Annotated in this window: 22 protein-coding genes; 19 read left to right on the top strand and 3 right to left on the bottom strand. The window is 56.7% G+C overall.

What is annotated here, in order from left to right; genetic code table 11:
* Positions 1-271: 271 nt before the first annotated feature.
* The 9 genes from M7F93_RS03760 to M7F93_RS03720 all read left to right on the top strand — a co-directional run bounded on the left by M7F93_RS03760 (position 272) and on the right by M7F93_RS03720 (position 8,350).
* On the top strand, positions 272-1,315 hold the full coding sequence (locus M7F93_RS03760; RefSeq protein ID WP_298169317.1) for a rod shape-determining protein: 1,044 nt from the start codon (positions 272-274) through the stop codon (positions 1,313-1,315).
* Between the two features lie 24 nt (positions 1,316-1,339).
* Entirely contained in the window at positions 1,340-2,179 is an 840-nt protein-coding gene (mreC, locus tag M7F93_RS03755) for a rod shape-determining protein MreC (protein ID WP_298169314.1), read from the top strand.
* Complete coding sequence (mreD, locus tag M7F93_RS03750; protein WP_298169311.1) at positions 2,176-2,652, top strand: rod shape-determining protein MreD; 477 nt, start codon at positions 2,176-2,178, stop codon at positions 2,650-2,652. Before mreC ends, mreD begins: the two co-directional genes overlap by 4 nt.
* Before the next feature lie 458 nt (positions 2,653-3,110).
* Positions 3,111-4,205 (top strand): rod shape-determining protein RodA, encoded by a 1,095-nt coding sequence (rodA, locus tag M7F93_RS03745; protein WP_298169308.1) that lies wholly within the window; start codon positions 3,111-3,113, stop codon positions 4,203-4,205.
* Between the two features lie 144 nt (positions 4,206-4,349).
* A complete protein-coding gene (locus M7F93_RS03740) occupies positions 4,350-5,516 on the top strand; it encodes a D-alanyl-D-alanine carboxypeptidase family protein (RefSeq protein WP_298169306.1) in 1,167 nt (388 codons plus the stop codon).
* 162 nt (positions 5,517-5,678) lie between these two features.
* Positions 5,679-5,945 carry a YbeD family protein gene (locus M7F93_RS03735; RefSeq protein ID WP_298169303.1) on the top strand — a complete coding sequence of 89 codons (267 nt, stop codon included), beginning with the start codon at positions 5,679-5,681 and terminating at the stop codon, positions 5,943-5,945.
* Positions 5,942-6,580, top strand: a complete 639-nt coding sequence (lipB, locus tag M7F93_RS03730; protein WP_298169299.1) for a lipoyl(octanoyl) transferase LipB — start codon at positions 5,942-5,944, stop codon at positions 6,578-6,580. The genes M7F93_RS03735 and lipB overlap by 4 nt, the downstream gene beginning before the upstream one ends.
* Before the next feature lies 1 nt (position 6,581).
* The gene (lipA, locus tag M7F93_RS03725) at positions 6,582-7,535 is read left to right on the top strand and encodes a lipoyl synthase (RefSeq protein WP_298169297.1); all 954 of its coding nucleotides are present in this window, start codon (positions 6,582-6,584) and stop codon (positions 7,533-7,535) included.
* A 14-nt stretch (positions 7,536-7,549) separates the two neighbouring features.
* Entirely contained in the window at positions 7,550-8,350 is an 801-nt protein-coding gene (locus M7F93_RS03720) for a YdcF family protein (protein ID WP_298169294.1), read from the top strand.
* Positions 8,351-8,381: 31 nt separating this feature from the next.
* On the opposite strand, the gene M7F93_RS03715 is transcribed toward M7F93_RS03720, so the two are convergent.
* Positions 8,382-9,467 (bottom strand): L,D-transpeptidase family protein, encoded by a 1,086-nt coding sequence (locus M7F93_RS03715; RefSeq protein WP_298169291.1) that lies wholly within the window; start codon positions 9,465-9,467, stop codon positions 8,382-8,384.
* A 114-nt stretch (positions 9,468-9,581) separates the two neighbouring features.
* On the opposite strand from M7F93_RS03715, the gene M7F93_RS03710 reads away from it, so the two are divergent.
* From M7F93_RS03710 to M7F93_RS03665, 10 genes are all read left to right on the top strand, one after another.
* On the top strand, positions 9,582-10,013 hold the full coding sequence (locus M7F93_RS03710) for a hypothetical protein (protein WP_298169288.1): 432 nt from the start codon (positions 9,582-9,584) through the stop codon (positions 10,011-10,013).
* A gap of 81 nt (positions 10,014-10,094) precedes the next feature.
* On the top strand, positions 10,095-11,579 hold the full coding sequence (locus tag M7F93_RS03705; RefSeq protein WP_298169285.1) for a hypothetical protein: 1,485 nt from the start codon (positions 10,095-10,097) through the stop codon (positions 11,577-11,579).
* Positions 11,580-11,588: 9 nt separating this feature from the next.
* Positions 11,589-12,740: a response regulator gene (locus tag M7F93_RS03700; RefSeq protein WP_298169280.1), complete on the top strand. Its 1,152-nt coding sequence runs from the start codon at positions 11,589-11,591 to the stop codon at positions 12,738-12,740.
* A gap of 52 nt (positions 12,741-12,792) precedes the next feature.
* Positions 12,793-13,359, top strand: coding sequence for a GTP-binding protein (locus tag M7F93_RS03695; RefSeq protein ID WP_298169277.1), 567 nt, complete (start codon positions 12,793-12,795; stop codon positions 13,357-13,359).
* Positions 13,356-13,994 carry a roadblock/LC7 domain-containing protein gene (locus M7F93_RS03690; protein ID WP_298169274.1) on the top strand — a complete coding sequence of 213 codons (639 nt, stop codon included), beginning with the start codon at positions 13,356-13,358 and terminating at the stop codon, positions 13,992-13,994. The genes M7F93_RS03695 and M7F93_RS03690 overlap by 4 nt, the downstream gene beginning before the upstream one ends.
* A 48-nt stretch (positions 13,995-14,042) precedes the next feature.
* A complete protein-coding gene (locus M7F93_RS03685; protein ID WP_298169272.1) occupies positions 14,043-14,405 on the top strand; it encodes a roadblock/LC7 domain-containing protein in 363 nt (120 codons plus the stop codon).
* An 89-nt stretch (positions 14,406-14,494) separates the two neighbouring features.
* On the top strand, positions 14,495-15,379 hold the full coding sequence (gene glyQ, locus M7F93_RS03680) for a glycine--tRNA ligase subunit alpha (RefSeq protein WP_298169269.1): 885 nt from the start codon (positions 14,495-14,497) through the stop codon (positions 15,377-15,379).
* The gene (glyS, locus tag M7F93_RS03675) at positions 15,366-17,450 is read left to right on the top strand and encodes a glycine--tRNA ligase subunit beta (protein ID WP_298169267.1); all 2,085 of its coding nucleotides are present in this window, start codon (positions 15,366-15,368) and stop codon (positions 17,448-17,450) included. Before glyQ ends, glyS begins: the two co-directional genes overlap by 14 nt.
* The gene (gene gmhB, locus M7F93_RS03670) at positions 17,450-17,989 is read left to right on the top strand and encodes a D-glycero-beta-D-manno-heptose 1,7-bisphosphate 7-phosphatase (RefSeq protein WP_298169263.1); all 540 of its coding nucleotides are present in this window, start codon (positions 17,450-17,452) and stop codon (positions 17,987-17,989) included. Before glyS ends, gmhB begins: the two co-directional genes overlap by 1 nt.
* On the top strand, positions 17,986-18,714 hold the full coding sequence (locus M7F93_RS03665; protein ID WP_298169260.1) for a lysophospholipid acyltransferase family protein: 729 nt from the start codon (positions 17,986-17,988) through the stop codon (positions 18,712-18,714). The genes gmhB and M7F93_RS03665 overlap by 4 nt, the downstream gene beginning before the upstream one ends.
* Here the strand turns inward: M7F93_RS03665 and M7F93_RS03660 are convergent.
* Together M7F93_RS03660 and M7F93_RS03655 are read right to left on the bottom strand one after the other, a co-directional pair.
* Positions 18,662-19,570, bottom strand: coding sequence for an ATP-grasp domain-containing protein (locus M7F93_RS03660; RefSeq protein WP_298169257.1), 909 nt, complete (start codon positions 19,568-19,570; stop codon positions 18,662-18,664). The two genes, M7F93_RS03665 and M7F93_RS03660, sit on opposite strands and share 53 nt — an antisense overlap.
* Before the next feature lie 4 nt (positions 19,571-19,574).
* Positions 19,575-19,898: a hypothetical protein gene (locus tag M7F93_RS03655; protein WP_298169255.1), complete on the bottom strand. Its 324-nt coding sequence runs from the start codon at positions 19,896-19,898 to the stop codon at positions 19,575-19,577.
* Positions 19,899-20,142: the final 244 nt, after the last annotated feature.

Raw genomic sequence — 20,142 nt, 5'->3', positions numbered from 1 at the left:
GTTGCAGGTAACGAGCGTAATGCACCGGCGCCCAGCGCCGGTTTTTTGTGGCCGCGCCGCTGATTTCTGCCGAACACACCCGGCAGCGTCCACTGACGGTTCAGGCACAACTCAAAGCGGATGCAGTAGCCATTCAGCCACAGGCTTCATAGCTTTGGTCCCGGCCATTCCTCATGCTAAACTGCTCCCTGCACATGGCTTGTCGCGGATGCAGTAACCTTACTGCCCCTTCGAAGCCGTCTCTTCCATTTTCAGCAAGGCTTCCAACTTGATGATATTTAAACGAATTCTAGGAATTTTCTCCACTGATCTCGCCGTGGACCTAGGCACTGCCAACACCCTGATTTACGTGCGCGGCAAGGGTATTGTACTGTCTGAACCCTCCGTGGTAGCCATCCACACCGGGCGGCATGGGGCTACCGGCCGTCGGATGTACGTCGGAGAAGAAGCCAAACGTATGCTGGGCCGCACACCGGCCAACATTACGGCAATCCGCCCCCTGAAAGACGGCGTGATTGCCGATTTCCAGATTACCGAGGCCATGCTCAAGCACTTCATCAGACGCGTGCATCATCAACGCTTCCTGAGTCCAAGCCCGCGGATTATCGTCTGTGTACCCTATGGGGCAACGCAAGTGGAACGGCGTGCGATCCGCGAATCGGCGATGAGTGCGGGTGCACGCGAAGTACACCTGATTGAAGAGCCGATGGCGGCCGCCATCGGGGCCGGGATGCCCGTTGCGGAACCGACTGGCTCTATGGTGGTGGACATTGGCGGCGGCACCACCGAAGTCGGTGTCATCGCGCTGGGCGGGGTAGTCTACTCCCAGAGCGTGCGTGTCGGTGGCGACAAAATGGATGAAGCGATCGTCAACTACATCCGCCGCAATTATGGCATGCTGATTGGCGAGACTACCGCCGAAGAGATCAAGAAAAGGGTGGGTTGTGCCTATCCCGGTCAGGAAGTGCTTAGCATGGAAGTACGCGGACGCAATCTCGCCGAGGGCGTTCCACGGACCTTTACGATTACCAGCAATGAAATTCTTGAAGCCCTACAGGAGCCATTAGGTGCAATTGTCGGTGCCATCAGACTGGCCCTGGAGCAGACGCCTCCCGAACTCGCTGGCGATATCGCTGAACGGGGCATGGTCTTGACCGGTGGTGGCGCCCTCCTCCGCGATCTGGATCGCCTGATCATGGAGGAAACAGCACTACCGGTCATCATTGCGGAGGATCCGTTAACCTGCGTGGCACGGGGCAGCGGTCGGGCGCTCGAAGAACTGGAGTTGCTGGGTGAGGTATTCGCCGACGATTAAGTTTACGCTTTCTCCTGAGCTACCATGCCTGCATTGTTTTTTCCTCGCCGCTACCCGCCGCTCCTTCGTGTAGCGGTGCTTATTGTATTATCCGTATTTGTTTCGGTGTTCAGCGAAAAACATTCCAACATAGAAAGCGTTTCTTTGACTATGGCCTATCCGGTGCAGTGGATCAGCATGCAGGGAATCAGCTTCTGGCAGCGGGCTAACAACTACCTGCAAAGCCGTGCCGCGTTAGCATCCGAAAATGTCAGACTACGCGCTGAACTCATCCGTGCCCAACCCAAACTATTAGAAGCAGATATCCTGCGTAACGAGAATCGTCAACTTCTTGCGTTACTCGACAGCATCCCCCAACCGCCCGGGAAAGTGGCCGTCGCACAGGTTATCGCGCAGAACTTCTCACCCGGTAGCCAACTGTTGGTCGTCAACATGGGGGCGCGCGCAGGAATATTTGTCGGACAGCCCGTTCTTGCCACGGGCGGAGTGGCTGGCCAGGTAGTCAGTGTTTCACCTATGAGTAGTGAGGTGGCGCTACTTTCTGACCTGGACAGCAGCATTCCCGTACAGCCCACAGACTCGGACACCCCCTTGCTGGTGGACGGCAGGGGGGATATTGACAGCCTTGCAGTACCCTTTCAACCGCGCAACACCTCCCTAAAAGTCGGCGACAGGCTTGTCACCTCTGGCTTAGGTGGGCGTTACCCACCGGGGCTAAACGTCGGTACGATTTCCGCAGTTATCCATAATGGTGACCAACCCTTTGCACAGATCGCAGTGCGGCCAGCCGTTCGCTTGGGACAGTTGAGCACGGTGCTTATGCTCTGGGATCGTCCATCCCCGCAGCCCGTAGTTACACCATGATCGCCATCTCATTCATTTTCGGCTTTTTCCTTGCACTTACAGCAGAAATCATTCCCTGCGGCCCGTTTTATGCGTTACTCCATCCTGATTTTGTTGCTCTACTGCTGCTCTATTGGGCGATCAGCGGCAGCTCTGAACTGAGCTTCACCATCGTCTGGTTGATTGGTCTGTTGCAGGACATGGTGCTCGGGGATGTGCTGGGGGCTCAGGCCATCGCCGGGGTGATTATGATTTATCTGCTCTACACCAGTCTTGGCAGAGTCCGCGGCCTGCCGTCCTGGGAGCAGTTGTTCTTCATATTTCTATTACTGCTCACGCACCGTTTGCTGGTCTGGTTGTGGCAGGCTTGGGCAGGCACCATCACATGGCATTTTTCACTACTCCTAGGACCCTTGATCGGCGCCCTGCTGTGGCCGCTATTTACGCTAGCGTTCGATTATCTGCGTCACACATTACGTCCACGACATATATGAACAACGCATTGCAGTCCGCCCAGGCACATCGACAATTCGTCCACCGCCTTCCCGTCGTGGCGGGACTGGTCGCTCTGCTTAGCGTCATACAGGTATTCAGACTGCGGGTGACGATTCGGCAATGGTCTCGCTCAGCTCATGGTAGCCGCCTGGTCAGTTCGCATCCAAAACAATCGCCCGATCACCTGACGCGACCCCTCATTCGGGGTGCGACGTGTGATATCGTGACTTCCGATACCGGCAACGCTCAGATATACCATGCGCAGCGTGATAGCTCCGTGGTTCAAACCTGGCAGGCTCGTGCGCCCTATTATTGCCCATGCGCCGGACAATCTTCCGTATATCGCCATGGTCGTGCTTGTTGAACACAATGACCATGAAGGCAATACTGCCGGCCCCGTGGACAGGGCAGGAAGCGACACCCACCTCAATACTGTGACGACACCGGAGGTCAACCCATGAACTGGCGCATTCGCCTGCTGCGGCCGCTGCGGAAACTGGATCCGGCACTCATGACGGGCATCGTGATACTCATGCTCATCAGCCTCGCAGTGCTGTATAGCGGCAGCCAGGAAAGTACCCGCGTGGTGCTTGCCCAACTTTTGCGATTCGCTATCGGCATCGTCGTATTGGTAGTCGTCGCCAATACGCCTCCGGAACGCATTCGCGCCTGGGCACCCGCCTTGTACGCCATAGGTATTATCCTGCTCAGTATCACTCTCGTGGCGGGCAAAACCAATCTTGGCGCACGCCGCTGGCTAGGAGTTGGGCCATTGACCTTTCAGCCCTCGGAGCTTATGAAGCTCGCCCTGCCCCTATTCCTCGCCTATTACTATTCTCAGCAGGAAAACGTCCGCCACTGGCTTTCTGCTATCATGGGATTCGTACTTATTGCCATTCCCTTTTTGCTCATCGCCAAGGAACCCGACCTGGGCACAGCCGCACAAATTGGCGCTGCCGGAATCTTCATGATGTGGCTGGCGGGAGTACGCCGCCGCTGGTTTATCGGGCTCATCATCCTGGTCACGGTCAGCGGGCCGGTTCTCTGGCATTTTCTGCACGGATACCAAAAAGAGCGCATCCTGACTTTCCTGGATCCTCAACGCGACCCCCTCGGTGCGGGATACCATATCATTCAGAGCATGATCGCCGTAGGTTCTGGTGGATTTTGGGGAAAGGGCTGGTTCAACGGCACCCAGGTTAACCTCGATTTCCTGCCAGAAGCCCAAACCGACTTCGTTTTTGCGGGATTCGCCGAGGAGTTTGGTCTGGTCGGAGTGATTGTTCTTATCTCTACCTACCTGCTCATTATCTTGCGTGGCCTGGTAATCGCCTATGAGAGCCGGGATTCTTTCGGCCGCCTCATTGCCGGCACGCTGAGTCTGACTTTTTTTCTTTATATTTTCATCAATATGGGCATGACCACCGGGATTCTTCCCGTGGTAGGAGTACCTCTGCCACTGATAAGCTATGGCGGGACAGCCATGCTGACCTTTATGATCGGGTTGGGGATCCTGATGTCGGTCCACGCCCATCCGCGCATGCACGAATAATGCGATTTCTCCCCAAAAAGCGCTGGGTTTTGGATACTGTCTTGCCGCACTCCAGGCATGGCTTTCTGCCGAGGCATCGCTATAATTCCAAGGATACTCAAAGACCATTCCAAATTTCAATCAGCGCTCACCACTGAGGCCCCTATGATTGTCCGTACTTCCATGACCACCCGAATACTTTTGTTGTTCGTCGGCTTGTGTCTCGCTCCTTGGGCGTTTGCTGCAACCCCAACACCCATGCTGCCCACACCGCCGGCACCGGCTTTGCCTGCCATCGTCAGCTATGTGCTGATGGACTACGATACTGGGCAGATTATCGCGGCCAAAAGTGAAAACTTGCGACGGGCGCCAGCCAGCCTCACTAAACTTATGACGGCCTATCTGACTTACCAGGCTATTCAGGACGGCACCCTCACTGCTCAGGAAGACATCCAGATCTCTGACACGGCCTGGAGGACGGGGGGCTCCAGCATGTTTGTCCAGCCCAATACACCGGCGAATGTCAATCAATTACTGCATGGACTGCTGATTGATTCAGGGAATGATGCAGCTGTGGCTCTTGCAGAAGCGGTGGGTGGCAGCCAGTCGGGCTTTGTCACCCTGATGAACGACACGAGACTGCGCCTTCATCTGCGCAACACTCATTACAGCAATGTCGATGGCCTGCCAGACCGCAATCTCTATACCACTGCACTGGACGTGGCCAAGCTGTCGCGCGCGCTCATTCAGCAATTCCCACAAGTTATTCAGATCACTAAAGAAAAATCCTATACCTATAATGGTATTACCCAACGGAGCTGGAACCCCGTACTTTTTCGTGACCAGACGGTGGACGGACTGAAAACCGGCTTGACCGACGCCTCCGGCTATTGTATTGATGCTACTGCCATACGGAATGGTCGCCGTCTTATCGCTGTTGTTCTTGGCGGGCCGAGTTGGGCTGGCAGCACCAATGCCGTCGAAGCCCTGCTCGATTACGGATACCGATTTTTCGCCAATCATCCGGTCTATACTGCCGGTGAAAAAGTCAGCGAAATTAGCCGCAGCGATTTATCGCCCATGCATATCCCCGTGGGTGTCGAGCAAGCTGTAGATATTACAGTTCCTAAAGGACATTTTTCCGATCTACGACGCGTGGTGGAGATTACATCCAATCTCCAGGCCCCGCTGAAGAAAGGTGCGATCGTCGGGCGACTCGTCTTTCTACTGGATGGTAAGCAGTTGAAGTCCGTGCCAGTTATTGCCCAGACTTCTGTGAAGAAGGCGGGCTGGATAGCACTGATCTTTCACAGGATCAGTAACGCACTATAAGCATAAAGAGGCTTGAGTCACGGCAGCAATACCGCTAGCTTCCTCTGGAGCACCCATCCAGGCACTGCGGGCCTTCACCTCAGACAGGGGAAGACTTACCATGACCATCAGGCGTATGGATCGGTCCTGTCCGACGATGACACGAAGAGATTATGAGACGCTATGGAAACCGAAAAAAATCCAGCAGCAGACTTTCCGCACCTGCACCACGTCAAAGCCATCGGTCAGCACGCTGATCTGCTCGTGGCAGTGCGTGCGGCGATCGCACCTCATGCGCCGGATTTGCCGGACACAGCCTTCTCCTGCCGACCCAGCAGCCAGGGGCAATATCAGGCCGTCACGATTTCCCTGGAAGTCAACAGCCATGAACATCTCCTGGCTATTTATACATCCGTCAAAGAGATCGACGGTGTGATCCTCTGCTTATGAATGCCCCCATACTCGTTCGCTGCTGGCCCGGGTTGCTTCCTTACTTCACGGTACTGGACGCCATGCGCGAATTCACGTCCCAGCGAGAAGCCGACACGCCGGATCAGATGTGGCTTCTCCAGCATCCTCCCGTCTTTACTCTCGGACGCAATGCTGACGCGGCTGACGTTCTTGACCCTGGCCCCATTCCGGTTATTCGCAGCGATCGCGGTGGCAAAGTCACTTACCATGGACCGGGACAATGGGTAGTTTATTTGCTCATCGATCTCCCCCGTATGGGAATCAACGTCCGCAGCTTAACCACCGCCATGGAACTGTCCGTCATTCGTCTGCTCCAGCGACGTGGCGTGAGTGCTCGTGCGCGTCGCGATGCTCCCGGAGTCTATGTGGGCGATGCCAAAATCGCCTCCTTGGGCCTGCGTATTCAGCGCGGTCGCAGTTACCACGGTCTCAGCCTCAATACCGAGATGGATCTGAGTCCTTTCCAGCGCATTCATCCTTGTGGCATGGTCAATCTCGCAGTCACCCAGGTGCATGACCTCTGTCCGGACTGGCCAAGTCGTGATATTGCCGAAACCCTGATGGCGGAATTGGCTATCAGCCTGGAGCGCCCCTTAAGAAAAGGAGGGGCCTGACATGGACCCCCAACACGATGCTAAAAAAGCCGAGCGCGGTGCCAAAAAGACCGCACGTAACCCTATACCCATCATTCCGGCAGTGTCCGAACGCCAGCCCAAGCCCCAGTGGTTGCGAGTACGGTCACCCTTGTCCCCCGAGGTGGACAGGCTCAAGAAGATCCTGCGTGCAGCGGACCTCCACACGGTCTGTGAAGAGGCCTCATGCCCCAATCTGGGCGAATGCTTCGGCGGCGGGACAGCGACCTTCATGATTCTAGGAGACATTTGCACCCGTCGCTGCCCCTTCTGTGATGTGGCCCATGGCCGCCCGCAAGCACCTGATCCGCTGGAACCCGCGCACCTTGCCCAGACCGTGGCGACGATGGAACTACGCTTCGTCGTCATTACCTCCGTAGACCGTGATGATTTGCGCGATGGCGGTGCCCAGCACTTTGCTCAGGTGCTCTCGGCCCTGCGTGAAAATTGTCCTAATCTGCACATAGAAATCCTCGTGCCGGATTTCCGCGGCCGGGTAGACAAGGCCTTGGCAGCTCTCCGGGCGACGCCACCCGACGTCTTCAATCACAACCTGGAAACCGTACCACGCCTGTACTTACAAGCCAGACCCGGTGCGGATTATAGCCACTCGCTGCAATTGCTCTCGGCTTTTAAGACACATCACCCCGCAGTCCCCACCAAATCCGGACTGATGCTGGGCCTGGGCGAGGAACTCGACGAAATCCGCGCGGTGATGCAGGATTTGCGGCAGGTCGGATGCGAGCTGCTCACTCTGGGGCAATATCTGGCACCCTCCCGCCATCATCTACCGGTCGCTCGTTTCGTTCCGCCGGAAGAGTTTCAGCAGTTACAGCAAGATGGTGTGGCCATGGGTTTCCGTCACGTCGCCAGCGGCCCGCTGGTGCGATCTTCCTATCATGCCGAGCGCAGTTTCCATGAAATGGGCGGGGACTGAGCGGAACCAGAGGCATGTTGCTGCGCTACACCACCGTGCTCACCCTGGCCTCAGCGTTGTTACAGCCGCCTGGTCTCTTATTCGTCCTCGCCGCCATCGGCTGGTCGGCAGAAACCATGGGGTGGCGTTATTTCGGGCGAGTGCTCATTTTACTCACACTGGGTACCCTTTATTTTTTTTCTACCGCTGTCGGTGCCAAGCTCCTCCTCCTGCCGCTGGAAGATCGTTACCCCCCACTCGCAAAACCCGTGGGCGGCAGTGAAGCTCCTGGAGCGATTGTGGTGCTGGGCGGCGGCGAGGTCATGCGGTCCCCGGAATCTACCCAAGAGACCGCGAATGCGCGCACGCTCGTGCGCCTGATGGCCGCCGCCCAACTGGCCAAGCAAACCGGACTCCCCATCGTTCCCAGCGGCGGAGCACCGCGACTGGGCGCCCCGCCTGAGGCGGTCACCATGGAGCACATCCTGCGCCAGGATTTTGGCGTACCAAGCACTATCTGGCCAGAAACCCAATCCTACAATACGGCAGCCAACGCAGCAGACAGCGCGGCATTGCTGGTCGGGCACAATATCCACCAGGTATACCTGGTGACCTCCGCATTGCACATGCCACGGGCGGTCGCCTGGTTCCGCCACGCCGACTTAAACGTGACCCCTGTTCCTACCGACTACCGTCTGGATCGGGTGAGTGGACTCCGGCTGGATAGCTGGCTGCCGCGAGCCATCTACCTAGAAATCAGCAGCGAGGCGAGTCACGAGTACCTCGGGCTGTTTTGGCTCTGGATGCAAGAGCAAGGGATCGGGGGTGGTCACTAGACCCATCGCCCCCGAGGAGGGAGCAACTTTTCTATGGCTTCTGATCGGGGAAAGTCACCTGGACATGCAGATGTTCCTGATCGGTAGCGCCCGCCAAGGGTAACGGCGGCGGTACCGCCGCGCCATTCGCCGACGGACCGTAAGGCGCGTACGCATAAGGCGTCGCGGGAAGTGCGGCAGACAGCGTTTCATAACTCGGCGCGTCGACCCCGATGGGGAGAGCCACGGTGTTGTGCTCCGCCACAATACGCCGGACCTTGGCCCAATCGATATTCTGATTGATGCGATTCTGCACTATGAAAGACTTGATCGTCATAACGGCACGCTGCAAATCCGGGATGCCTTTTTTGTGATAGGCATGCATCGGCTTGTATGACTGCAGGTAGACTTGCCCATCACGCACACCCACAAGGTTGGGCTGATCAATGATTCGCACCGGGGTACCCACCGGAACCATGGGGAAAAGTTGCGCGACATTCTCTGGGAACATCTGGAAACAGCCCTGACTGGCCCGCATACCAACACCCCAGGGATGATAAGTACCATGGATGAAGATGCCGGAGAGCCCAGTCTCCATCGCCAGTTCGCCCATGGGGTTTTCTGCGCCTGGCGGCCAGTACCATGGGATATCCATGTGGAATTTCTTCTCAAACCACGCGTGAATATTTTTGGGAACGTTCCATGCAGGCATTTTAAACTTGGCGACAATCTGTGTGGCCGTCAAATGCTCCTTCCAGCCCGGCAAAAAGACACCGACAGGATAAGTGTACACCACCCGGTCATGCGCCGGAAAATAGTAAATCCGCCGTGCAGGAATATCCACGACGATCCCGGTCCATGGCTTTGGCGGCAAAATATACTCGGCCGGGATAACCACTTTACTGGCTTGGCCGGGGAGCCAGGGATTAACACCGGGGTTGGCCGCCGTCACCTGATTGTAACCCAGGTCGTAGAAACGCCCGATATCCAAAAGTGTGTCGTCGCTATGGGTGGTTACCGCCTTCAGCGCTCCGACAACATTACCCTGGGCAGGCAAGGCATAGACACTGGCGTCCGCTGCCGTCGCGCCATATCCCATGAAAGCTGCCAGAAACCAGACACCTAACTGTTTTCGCATTATTTATTTTCCCGTTTGCGGCACATTGAAAAAGCAAAAAATACCATCCACCGCACGCGCGCATTGGCAGCGTCCAGCATTACCGCCATAATCATAAGGTAAAAGGAGGCATGTATGGAATCACCACACCTGATATTCTTGAAGAATGCAGTGAACAGTCAACCTGCTTCCAGTGAGGCGTTACGCGATGCGCTACATCGCCTCGATCATATGCTGACTGATCTGGCTAACGACCTGCGCGTGACCTACGCGGGTCCCTACGTCGGCCTGAGTCATGCGCCGCAGCAGCACCAACTCTGTGTCGCCGACCAGCAGTGGTCACTACAGGAGCGCAGCTGGGGGGCCGCGATTTGCACGAGCCATCCGGTTCATGGATGGCGTGCCGAATGGCGACTGGCCACCGTAAGTCGTGAACGCCTCCCTCTCGTCGTCAACGCATTACCGGCATTATTTGCGGGTTACGCGGCTGCGGCGGATGGCTCTCCGGCGGCGAAGCGTCCCAGCACGAGGCGCATCCATGAAATTGCCGAACTCTTCGCACATTGACAGCACCATTAAAACGCCTATCTACAGGGCTGGTAGCGGCGAAGAAGCAAAACTACGTTCATCCTGAAGCGAGATTCCTGCATGGAATTGCCCCTCGGTAGCTTGATTATTATAGCCTTCCTCGTAGCCTTGGTGGTCTTGACCGGGTTGTGGAAGGTGTTGCGCAGGCAAAAACTTCTCAAAGCCTCAGGCACACTGCGCAATGTCCGCGAGAACAGGGGAAGTCAGACACCAGCAACCCCGGCTATTAAAACCGGTCCAGCCAACGCCATGCCGGAAACAAGTTCCTCTGTACAGGTCAATGAAACCAGCATTCTTGACGAGGTGGAGATTTATCTTTCCTATGGCCACCTGGAACAGGCTGCCACATCCCTGAGTTGGTACATTGATCACAACCCCGATGATATTCAGCAGATACGTCGACTGCTCTCGATCTACCGGGAAATTTCTGACATTGATCGCTTCGCTGAACTTTTGGAAAAACTCAATGATTCGCGTGCAATCCCGGGTGCAGAGGCGCAGGAACTCGTTTTGGAAGGACTAAAACTGGATCCGCAAAACCTGCAATTGCGGGTAACTGCAGAGAATTTAGGCGTGAGCAGCGCGCAAATTGCTGCGGTTATCACACATGCCACGCATGCACCGCAATCAGCGACATCTTCCTCGCTCGTAGGTGCACAGAGAGAATTGCAGCAAGCCATCGTCAACCCGGAACCACTGGATCTGTCTGGATTCATTGCAAAACCAGGACAGCTATCAGGCGGGGATTCAAAGAACAACTCCGCGGGCACAGGTATCATGCTGCTGACTGGGTCTGATAACCTCACGCGGCTGAATGAGGAGGAATATGAGGTAGTGGCCGGGCTGATTTCGCCCCTCAGTGCCGCACGCCATTTGCTGACGTGTCGCCAATATCCTGAAGCCGAGCGTCTGTTACGCCGTAACCTTATTCTCGATCCCCGCAAACTCATTCTCCAGGTTACCCTTCTGGAGATGCTCTACATCCAGCAGCGATGCGCCTCCTATGCGGAGTCCCTCCTTCAACTCTATATTACGTTGTGGGGTGCAGGTAGCGCTTTGCGAGAGCGACTACTGCACCGCGGCCAGCGACTGGGCAAACATGACCTGTGGACCCCCCTTGCCGAGAGTGACGGAGAAGAACATGTTCTCGCAGGACTGGCCGAGCAGTATGGGCTTTATCTGCCGATCACTGCCATACCACTGAGCAGTCCACCGCTGGTAACAGAAGAAATTCGCCGCGATCATCAGATCACTCCGAAGGGCAGCGAGGACAGCATTATCGAGGAATTCAACCTGCTGCTGGAGTATGGACAGGTAGATGAGGCTGTGGATCTTCTGGAGAAGGCCACATTAGCTCAACCAAACCATAGCGTTTATTACGGACCGCTCCTCGAAATGTACGAACGGATGGATGCGCGCGAGCGCTTTTCCCAATTCATCAAATCGATTCTTGCACTGGATACACAGCCCAATGAAGATATCATGCGCCAAATGTTCAGCCTTGCTGAACGCCTCCAGCGCTACCCGCAACGACAGATCATTTAGGATTTGATCATGACGAAAAACCCCTCTAATAGCGATAGTATCCTCGTTCGCAGCATCGGGATGGATGCACGCAAAGAAGCCGTCTTCCGTATGGCTTTCAAAATGTTTACCCGGCGCCGTTATCAACTGCTGGATACCGGTGATACGCAAGCACCTGCAGTGACCATTATTGATGTGGATGGTGCAGAGGGTATGGCTATCGCTCATCAATTGCATAGCGAACAACCGGAACAGCGCATCCTCCTGACGAGCGTTTCCCCGCAAGCCGATAGCGTATTCCCGGTTTTGCAGAAACCGGTACGTATGGAAACCCTGTTTCCAGCGCTGGAGTCGCTACTGAATGGTGGCCCCGCACCCGGAAAACCAGCGGGAAGGAGCGGCGCCACGGTTATGCCCATTCGGCCCGAGGTCACAATCCCCGCACCAGCCACCCCCGTTGTCCCGTCGCCCGCCGCCGCAAACCCGTCCGCCCCCAAACCCGTCGCAGCACCACGTCTCACTCCGGTGCTGCGTCCTGAAGAAATACGTCACTTCAACCCCCAGGCCGGCCTACTAGGACTTTTACAAATTATCCGGCGTGATCAATCGTCAGCCATTATTGTGGATGGCCAGCAACAGATCATTCTGCGCTTAGACCCGATGGCTGATCAGGCCATCTTGCTAGCGGACGATGAACATCTCAAATCGCTAGCACGAGAAGAGCACCCGCAGCTACAAATGCGTGCCCCCAATCACGCCGATGTCCCCGCTCATGCATCCACACGGCGCCTCACTCTTCAGTCTCTGCTCTGGCAGATGGGTGCATGGACAGCTGACGGACGTCTCAGCCAGCAACTACAGATTAACGCCCCGGTACAACTGAAACAATGGCCCAATCTGACGCGGCTCACCATGTTGCCAGACGCGCTGCGATTAGCGGCTTTTCTGGCCCGTTCGCCGGCATCTCCGGCATTGACGGTGAAGATGTTACGCGTCGAGCCTCATGATCTCTTCAATTTTCTTGCAGCCGCAGACAGCTTAGGACTATTGCGCTACAACACGGCGGAGAATCCCGACAACCGCATCCAGCCAACGACGTCCAATGCGTCAACGCCTGCAGAAATACCAGCGGCCAAAAGAAGCTTCCTGGGCCGTCTCCTTGCCCGCATTTCAGGGCTGTAAAATGCGTATGCAAAGAGTGCTTAGCCAAAAATTATATTGAAGGAGCCCCCTTGTGAGAGAAGACAATAAAATTATCTTTACCGGTCCTGTTGGTGTCGGCAAAACAACGGCCATTTCAGCATTGTCAGATATTCCAATTATCTCCACTGATGCCCAAGCTTCGGATATGACGCTAAATCGCAAGGGTCACACCACCGTGGCGATGGATTATGGCGTACTCAAGCTGGATGAAAACACTAAAATTCATCTGTACGGCACCCCTGGCCAGGAGCGCTTCGACTTCATGTGGGACATTCTCACCACCGGTGGTCTAGGCCTCATCTTGATGTTGGACAACACCCGCCCTAACCCGAAAAAAGATCTGCACTTTTTTCTCCATGCCTTCAAAGATTTCATAGTCGACGTTCCCGTAGTTATCGGGGTTTCCAAAACAGATGTCCAGGCACAACCCCAGATAGCAGACTACGCCAGTATGCTCCCGGAAGTGACCGCTGATCTACGGATGCTTAATCCCATTCCACCGATTTTTGAAGTGGATGGTCGTAACAAGGACGACGTCAAAAATCTGGTTATGGCACTTCTTTACTCCATCGATCCTGGAATCGGGGATCAATCATGAGTATTGAACTGGTCGCCACCAGCGCTGATCTTTATGGTGAAGTGACACCAGCCGGGGCTTTTTATGCCACATCCAATCCGGATCAGGAAGGAAACCGGGCAATTCTTTTACATATTTTGCGAGAAGGACACCAAACCCCCTTTAGCATCAAGGCCGCACAGCGTTGGACTCAAGCGGCGAACGCAGAGGAAGCCCTACGCAGTATTTTCCGCCTGCAACGACTGGGTTTATTACGGGGCACCGCGCATCCACGTCAGCAAGAGGATAAACGTCTAGAAGATGCGTTACCTCCCCTCCTCGCGCAACTCTCCGATGTACAGAAGACGCTCCTCGCCGACGAAAATGGCTTTTATCTCGCCGCAGCCGGCTACACCCATGAAGCCGCGGAAGAACTCGCCGGACTTTCAGCAGACTTGCTCTCCTTACAGTCCAGGCATGGCCGTTTGCTGAAAAACAACCTGCGTATCAACACTGAGACTTGGGGACTGCTCGATCCCGCAGGTCGCGCTGAGCTGGGGTTCTGGCCATTATTCATCGGTCAGCAACGTTTCATGCTCGTCGTCAGCGGTACACCCCGCCTGCAAGATCAATCCTTCGTTACGCTGGTACAAGATCTAGACAAACGCTATCGCTAAAACCACATCCTTTTCATACACCATTGTCAAGTCATCAGGAGAACAAAAATGCGTGAAGAAATGCTCAAATCCGTCCTCAGTGATCTGAACGGGTCTTCTGCGGACATCGAGGCCTCAGCCGTGATTTCTACTGACGGCCTCACTATCGCCTCACTACTTTCTTCCACCATGGATGAAGACCGGGTCGGTGCCATGGCGGCGGCAATGCTTTCCCTCGGCGACCGCACTGCCATAGAATTAGCGCGGGGCGAATTGGAACAAGTCATGATCAAGGGCGATAACGGCTACGTCCTGCTTATTCACGCTGGCCCGGACGCCGTCCTGACCGTCATCGCGCGCAAGGAAGCGAAGCTTGGACTGGTGTTTCTCGACGCCAAGCGTGGGGCTGCGGGGATTGCCGAACTGCTTTGAGACCAGTCGGGGCACGCGGGCAGGCAGGTGCCCTTCACAGGATTGGCTGCATTGGGCCATAATGCGCGAAACTTCTGCCAGGAATGCGTATGACTTTCCAGGAAATCATCCAGCGGCTGCAAGGCTTCTGGGCCGATCAAGGCTGTGTTCTGCTTCAGCCCATGGATATGCCGGTGGGTGCAGGTACTTTCCATCCTGCCACGTTCTTGCGGGCCATCGGCCCTGAACCGTGGCGGGCCGCCTATGTGCAGCCCTCCCGGCGTCCCACGGATGGTCGTTATGGAAACAATCCCAATCGTCTCCAACACTACTATCAGTTTCAGGTGGTGCTCAAACCTAATCCAGTAAATCTGCAGGAACTCTACCTCGAATCGCTGGCAACCCTTGGCATTGATTCCCGAGTGCATGATATCCGTTTTGTCGAAGATGACTGGGAGTCACCGACTCTGGGTGCCTGGGGTCTGGGCTGGGAAGTCTGGCTGAATGGGATGGAAGTCACCCAGTTCACCTATTTCCAGCAGGTGGGTGGCCTGGATTGTCATCCGGTCATGGGCGAAGTCACCTACGGTCTGGAGCGCCTGGCCATGTACCTGCAGGGCATAGAGAGCGTTTATGATCTCGTGTGGACCCCCGGCGTACTCTACGGAGATGTGTTCCATCAGAACGAAGTGGAGCAATCCCGCTATAACTTTGAGCTGGCACCGGTAGAAGACCTCCTCCAGCGCTTCGATCAGGCAGAAAAAGACTGCCTCGCGTTGCTGGCGGCGCAACTCCCTCTGCCCGCCTACGAACGGGTGCTAGACTGCTCCCACACCTTCAACCTGCTGGATGCCCGCCATGCCATCGGCGTCAACGAGCGCGCGCGATTCATCGGCCGCGTCCGTACTCTCGCCCGTGGCGTCGCCGAGCACTATGCCGAAGCGCGTGCCGCCCTCGGTCATCCCTTACTGCGGAGCCAAGATGTCAGCGCCTGAAGATTTCCTGCTGGAGTTGGGTTGTGAAGAATTGCCGGCGCGGGAACAACTACCCCTGCAAGATGCCGCAACCGAGATCGTGGGCCAATTGTTAGACAAGGCCGGACTGCAGTATGGGAACATCCGTGGCTATGTCACCCCGCGACGACTCGCTCTCTGGATTAAAGACGTGTCCCGGCAAAGTCTACCGCAGGAAACCCTGCGCCGTGGTCCATCTGTAGAGCGCGCCCGTGATGCGCAGGGCAAACCCACGGCGGCAGCAGAAGGCTTTGCCCGTTCCTGCGAGGTCAGCGTTGACGATCTGCTCACGCTGGAGACGGACAAAGGTCCCGTCCTCGCCTGGCGAGAGGTCGGCGCGGCCCAGGACAGTCACGTCCTGTTACCCGCGATCGCCAGCAAACTGGTGGCCAGTTTGCCCCTGCGCAAACGTATGCATTGGGGAGCGCGTCCCGATAGTTTTCTACGCCCAGTACGCTGGCTTTTGCTGCGTCAGGGCCAGCAGGTGCTGGACTGGCATGTTTTTGGTCTGAATGCCGACGGAGAAAGCTTCGGGCATCGCGTCCATCATCCCCAGGCGGTCCAGATTACCAACCCCGCCGATTACGCCGAGTCTTTACTACAGGCAAAGGTGATGGTGGACTTTGCAGAACGGCGCGCGCACATCGCCCGCAAAATAGTAGATTTAGCTCGTGAGATGGCCGTCAATCCCATCCTGCCAGATGCCTTGCTGGACGAGATCACCGGACTCAACGAATGGCCGGTCATTCTCGCCGGCAGTTTCGCCGCGGACTATCTGCGGGTGCCGGAAGAAGTACTGATTACAGTCATGATGCAGCATCAGCGTTATATCCCCTTGCGCGGCCAGGATGGGCGCCTGGTGCCCCATTATCTGTTCGCGGCCAACCTGCACAGTCTGGATGCGCAGGTCATCATCAACGGGAACAACCGGGTACTGCGCGCCCGATTGGCCGACGCTGCCTTCTTCTGGGATCAGGATCGCCAGGTCTCCTTGCAGACGCGACGGGCCGCACTTGCCGGAGTGCTGTTTCAGGACGGCCTTGGCAGCATTTTCGACAAAACCACGCGCCTGCAGACACTTGCAGCAGCCCTCGCGCCGCACTTTGCGGTGGATGCAGGCGACATGGACCGCGCCGCAGCACTTTGCAAAAGTGACCTGCTCAGCGGCCTGGTGGGCGAGTTCCCGGAATTGCAGGGCATCATGGGCGGCCACTACGCCCGACATGACGACGAAAATATCCGTGTTGCCACAGCCATCACCCAGCATTATATGCCCAGTGGGCGCGATGATGAAATTCCGGCAGATGCGCATGGGCAGTGCCTGGCTATCGCCGACAAACTGGACACCCTCTGCGGCTTCTTCGCCATCGGCAAAGTGCCTACTGGTGACCGCGACCCCTTCGCCCTGCGCCGCGCCGCACTGGGGGTGCTGCGTATTGTGCTGGATGCTCGGGTGCCCCTAAATCTGGACACAGCGGTAACCAGTACGCTGACCGCTTACGGCAGCGCTTTTGCCAAGAACAGAACAGAGACGCGGGCTGCAGTACTCGACTTCTTTCAGGATCGGATGCGTGTCTATTTCCGGGAAGAGGGCTTTCGTGCCGACCAGATCGCCGCCGTGCTCAGCCGCCAACCCCACGAGTCACTGGATGCGCGCCAGCGTCTTGAAGCCCTCGCCCTTTTCCAGGCCGAACATGCGGCGGCGGATGCTCTGGCGGCGCTGATCAAACGGATCAACAATCTATTACGCAAGGAAACCCTCTCCGCCGACTGGCAGGTGGACCCTCAGCACTTTATGGATCCCGCAGAAGGCGTACTCTGGGAACACTGGCAAGTCTTGGCGCAACCCGTTCATGTGCAGCTCGCAAAACGCCACTATGCCGCCACGTTAGACCTGCTCGCGGGCTTACGTCCATCGGTCGATCAATTTTTTGATGCGGTCATGGTCCTTGCCGAAGAGCCGGTGCTACGCCAGAACCGCCTCGCTCTGCTTGCCCAACTCCAGGAGGCGTTTCTGCGCATCGCCGACTTCTCGCAGTTACAGGGGGTTTGATGGGGCAACTGGTCATCCTTGATCGTGACGGTGTCATCAACGAGGACAGTAGCGCCTTTATCAAATCTCCCGCCGAGTGGCGCCCCATTCCGGGCAGTCTGGAGGCTATCGCGCGGCTGAACCGCGCCGGCTACCAAGTGGTGGTAGCCACCAATCAGTCCGGTGTGGGCCGGGGACTTTTCGATATCCGTACCCTGACCGCTATTCATCAGCGTATGCGTCAAGAACTGGCCGCCGTAGGCGGTCGGATAGATGCCATTTTCTTCTGTCCCCATGCTCCAGAAGCAGGATGCGCGTGTCGCAAGCCAGCGCCCGGCCTGTTTCGCGAGATACAGGAGCGCCTACAGATCTCGCTGGAACGGGTTCCCGCCATCGGTGACAGTATCCGTGATCTGATCGCCGCGCATAAAGCCGGTGCACGACCCATGCTGGTGCTGACGGGCAAAGGCCAACGCATGCATTTGGAAGCGGAAGCGGCGGGCGTCCCCATTTTCGCGGATCTTAATGCGGCGGTACACGCTATTCTCGGCATTCCGTGATACGTACCATTCGCAGCAGCTTGTTCTACATTGGCTTTACGATCTGGACCCTGGTCTGGGCCTTTTTCAGCCTGACCGTCACCCTGTTGCCGCTGACGGCGCGGGTCTGGACCAGTCGTTTATGGGCACGTACCGGCGTCGGCTGGCTCCATTGGAGTTGTGGCCTGCGTTATCGGGTTTGCGGCCTCGCCAACATTCCCGCCACGCCCTGCGTCATCGTCGCCAACCATCAATCGGCACTGGAGACTCTGCTCCTCTGGTGCATCTTCCCACGACTCTCCTATGTACTGAAAAAGGAACTCCTCCGTATCCCAGTGATTGGCTGGGGCCTGCACCTGTCCTGGCCCATCGGTATCGACCGCGACGCCGGCCGGCAGGCCTTAGTAGAGGTGATTGAAGAAGGCAAAATCCGCCTAGCGGCAGGCTTTAACGTCGTAATTTTCCCGGAGGGCACTCGCCACCCCTGCGGCGAGGTTGGCCCTTTCAGCAGCACGGCCGCTGGCCTGGCCATTCGCGCTCAGGTTCCGCTCCTGCCCATCGCCGTGAATAGCGGATGCTTCTGGCCACGCGCGGATTGGCGCAAATGGCCGGGGGTGGTCGAGGTGCAGATCGGCCCCGCACTAACCCCTGCAGGTAAAGCCGCTGCCCTCAACCAACAAGCGCAAGACTGGATTACGACTGCGATTGCAAAGATGGGGACAGTGCCTGCTGTAAAAGCGCTTTAACCAGAGTACCGGCGATGTCCTTACCCGTAACGCCTTCGATACCCTCCAGGCTGGGGACGGGGTTCACTTCCAGCACCAAGGGCCGCTGATCTTCAGCCAGCATGATATCCACCCCGGCAAAACCCAGACCCAGTGAAGCCACCGACAGGCAAGCAATGGCGGCAAAATCTTCCGGCAGATCCAGCAACGCCGACGCCTGGCCCCCGCAATGCAGGTTGCTGCGAAAATCCTCAGCAGAAGCATCCCTGCGCATGGCCGCAATCACCTCGCCGAAGAGAACGATTACCCGAAAATCCTGACGTCCTGGAAGAAAGCGCTGGATCATCGCTTCGTGTTGCAGATGGAGGAAGGTGTCCAGCATCCCCCGTGCCGCCATATCCGTTTCCGCCAGACTAACGCCAACCCCTTGGGAACCACTGAGCAGCTTGTGTACCAAGGGCGTACCCAGAGCAGATACCGCCAGATCACGCTGCCCCATCTGCGTGAAATAGGCCGTCTTCGGCACCGCAATCCCCGCGGTAACCAGGACCTGCAAAGAAGCAAATTTGTCGCGGGACAACTCCAGCGATTCCGCACTATTGAGGCAGCAGCTGCCTTCCCCCGCAAAATAACGGAGCAGGCGTGACCCTAAGTGCGTCAGCGGACCACCTACTCGCGGAATTACTGCGGTGCAGGGCGCCAAGAGAGAGGATCCGTAGTAAAGCTGGGTCTCGGTATTATCTAACAGCAGCAAGCAATGCTCAGGTTGAAGTAATACGGGTTCTGCGCCCACCGCGGCAACTGCGTCCAGCAGACGGCGGGTCGAGTACAACCCGGTATGGCGCGAGAGAATCGCAATGCGGGGCAGTGCAGACATGAGTTTAAGGAATATCCTCACGAAAACCCAGCAGTGGCAATTCACCGTGGGCGATGGAGCGCTCAATGAATCCAGCGCGACCGGGGGCGCGCTGTTCCAGTACCGCCCGCGACAGGGCGGGTTCACCGCTGATCGCAGCAAAAAGCACTTCCAGCTCCCAAGGATCCACCCGCAACGTCCCAAAGGGATTATCCTGCGTCGCAGGCCGCCAGAACAGGTTCGGCAACCATCCTTTACTGCACACTGCCGGAGCCAGATAGAGCACACGGCAACGTTCGGCGATCTCCCCCGGTGCCGGAATCTGCATCAGTTCCAAATTTTCATTCATACTCCCATCCATTTGTTTTTATGTGCACAAGCGCACCACGAGCCCATCTGTAAGGTGTAAACACAACACGCCACCCACAGCGATAATCATAAAGCCATTTACTTGGCAACGGAATTATTGTGGAGCATAATGGTCAACTACTTGAGAGGTGTAGAACATTTTCGTTCGCAACAAGCGGCTTAACGGCCAAGGAGACCATCATGAGCGACAACAGCACGCAGCAGGGCGTAGCGGGTCACGGCGC

The sequence above is a fragment of the Acidithiobacillus sp. genome, from assembly GCF_027322205.1.
Taxonomy (GTDB): domain Bacteria; phylum Pseudomonadota; class Gammaproteobacteria; order Acidithiobacillales; family Acidithiobacillaceae; genus Acidithiobacillus.
Note: the sequence above shows the minus strand (reverse complement) of the source record. Positions and strands in the feature narration are given on the sequence as shown.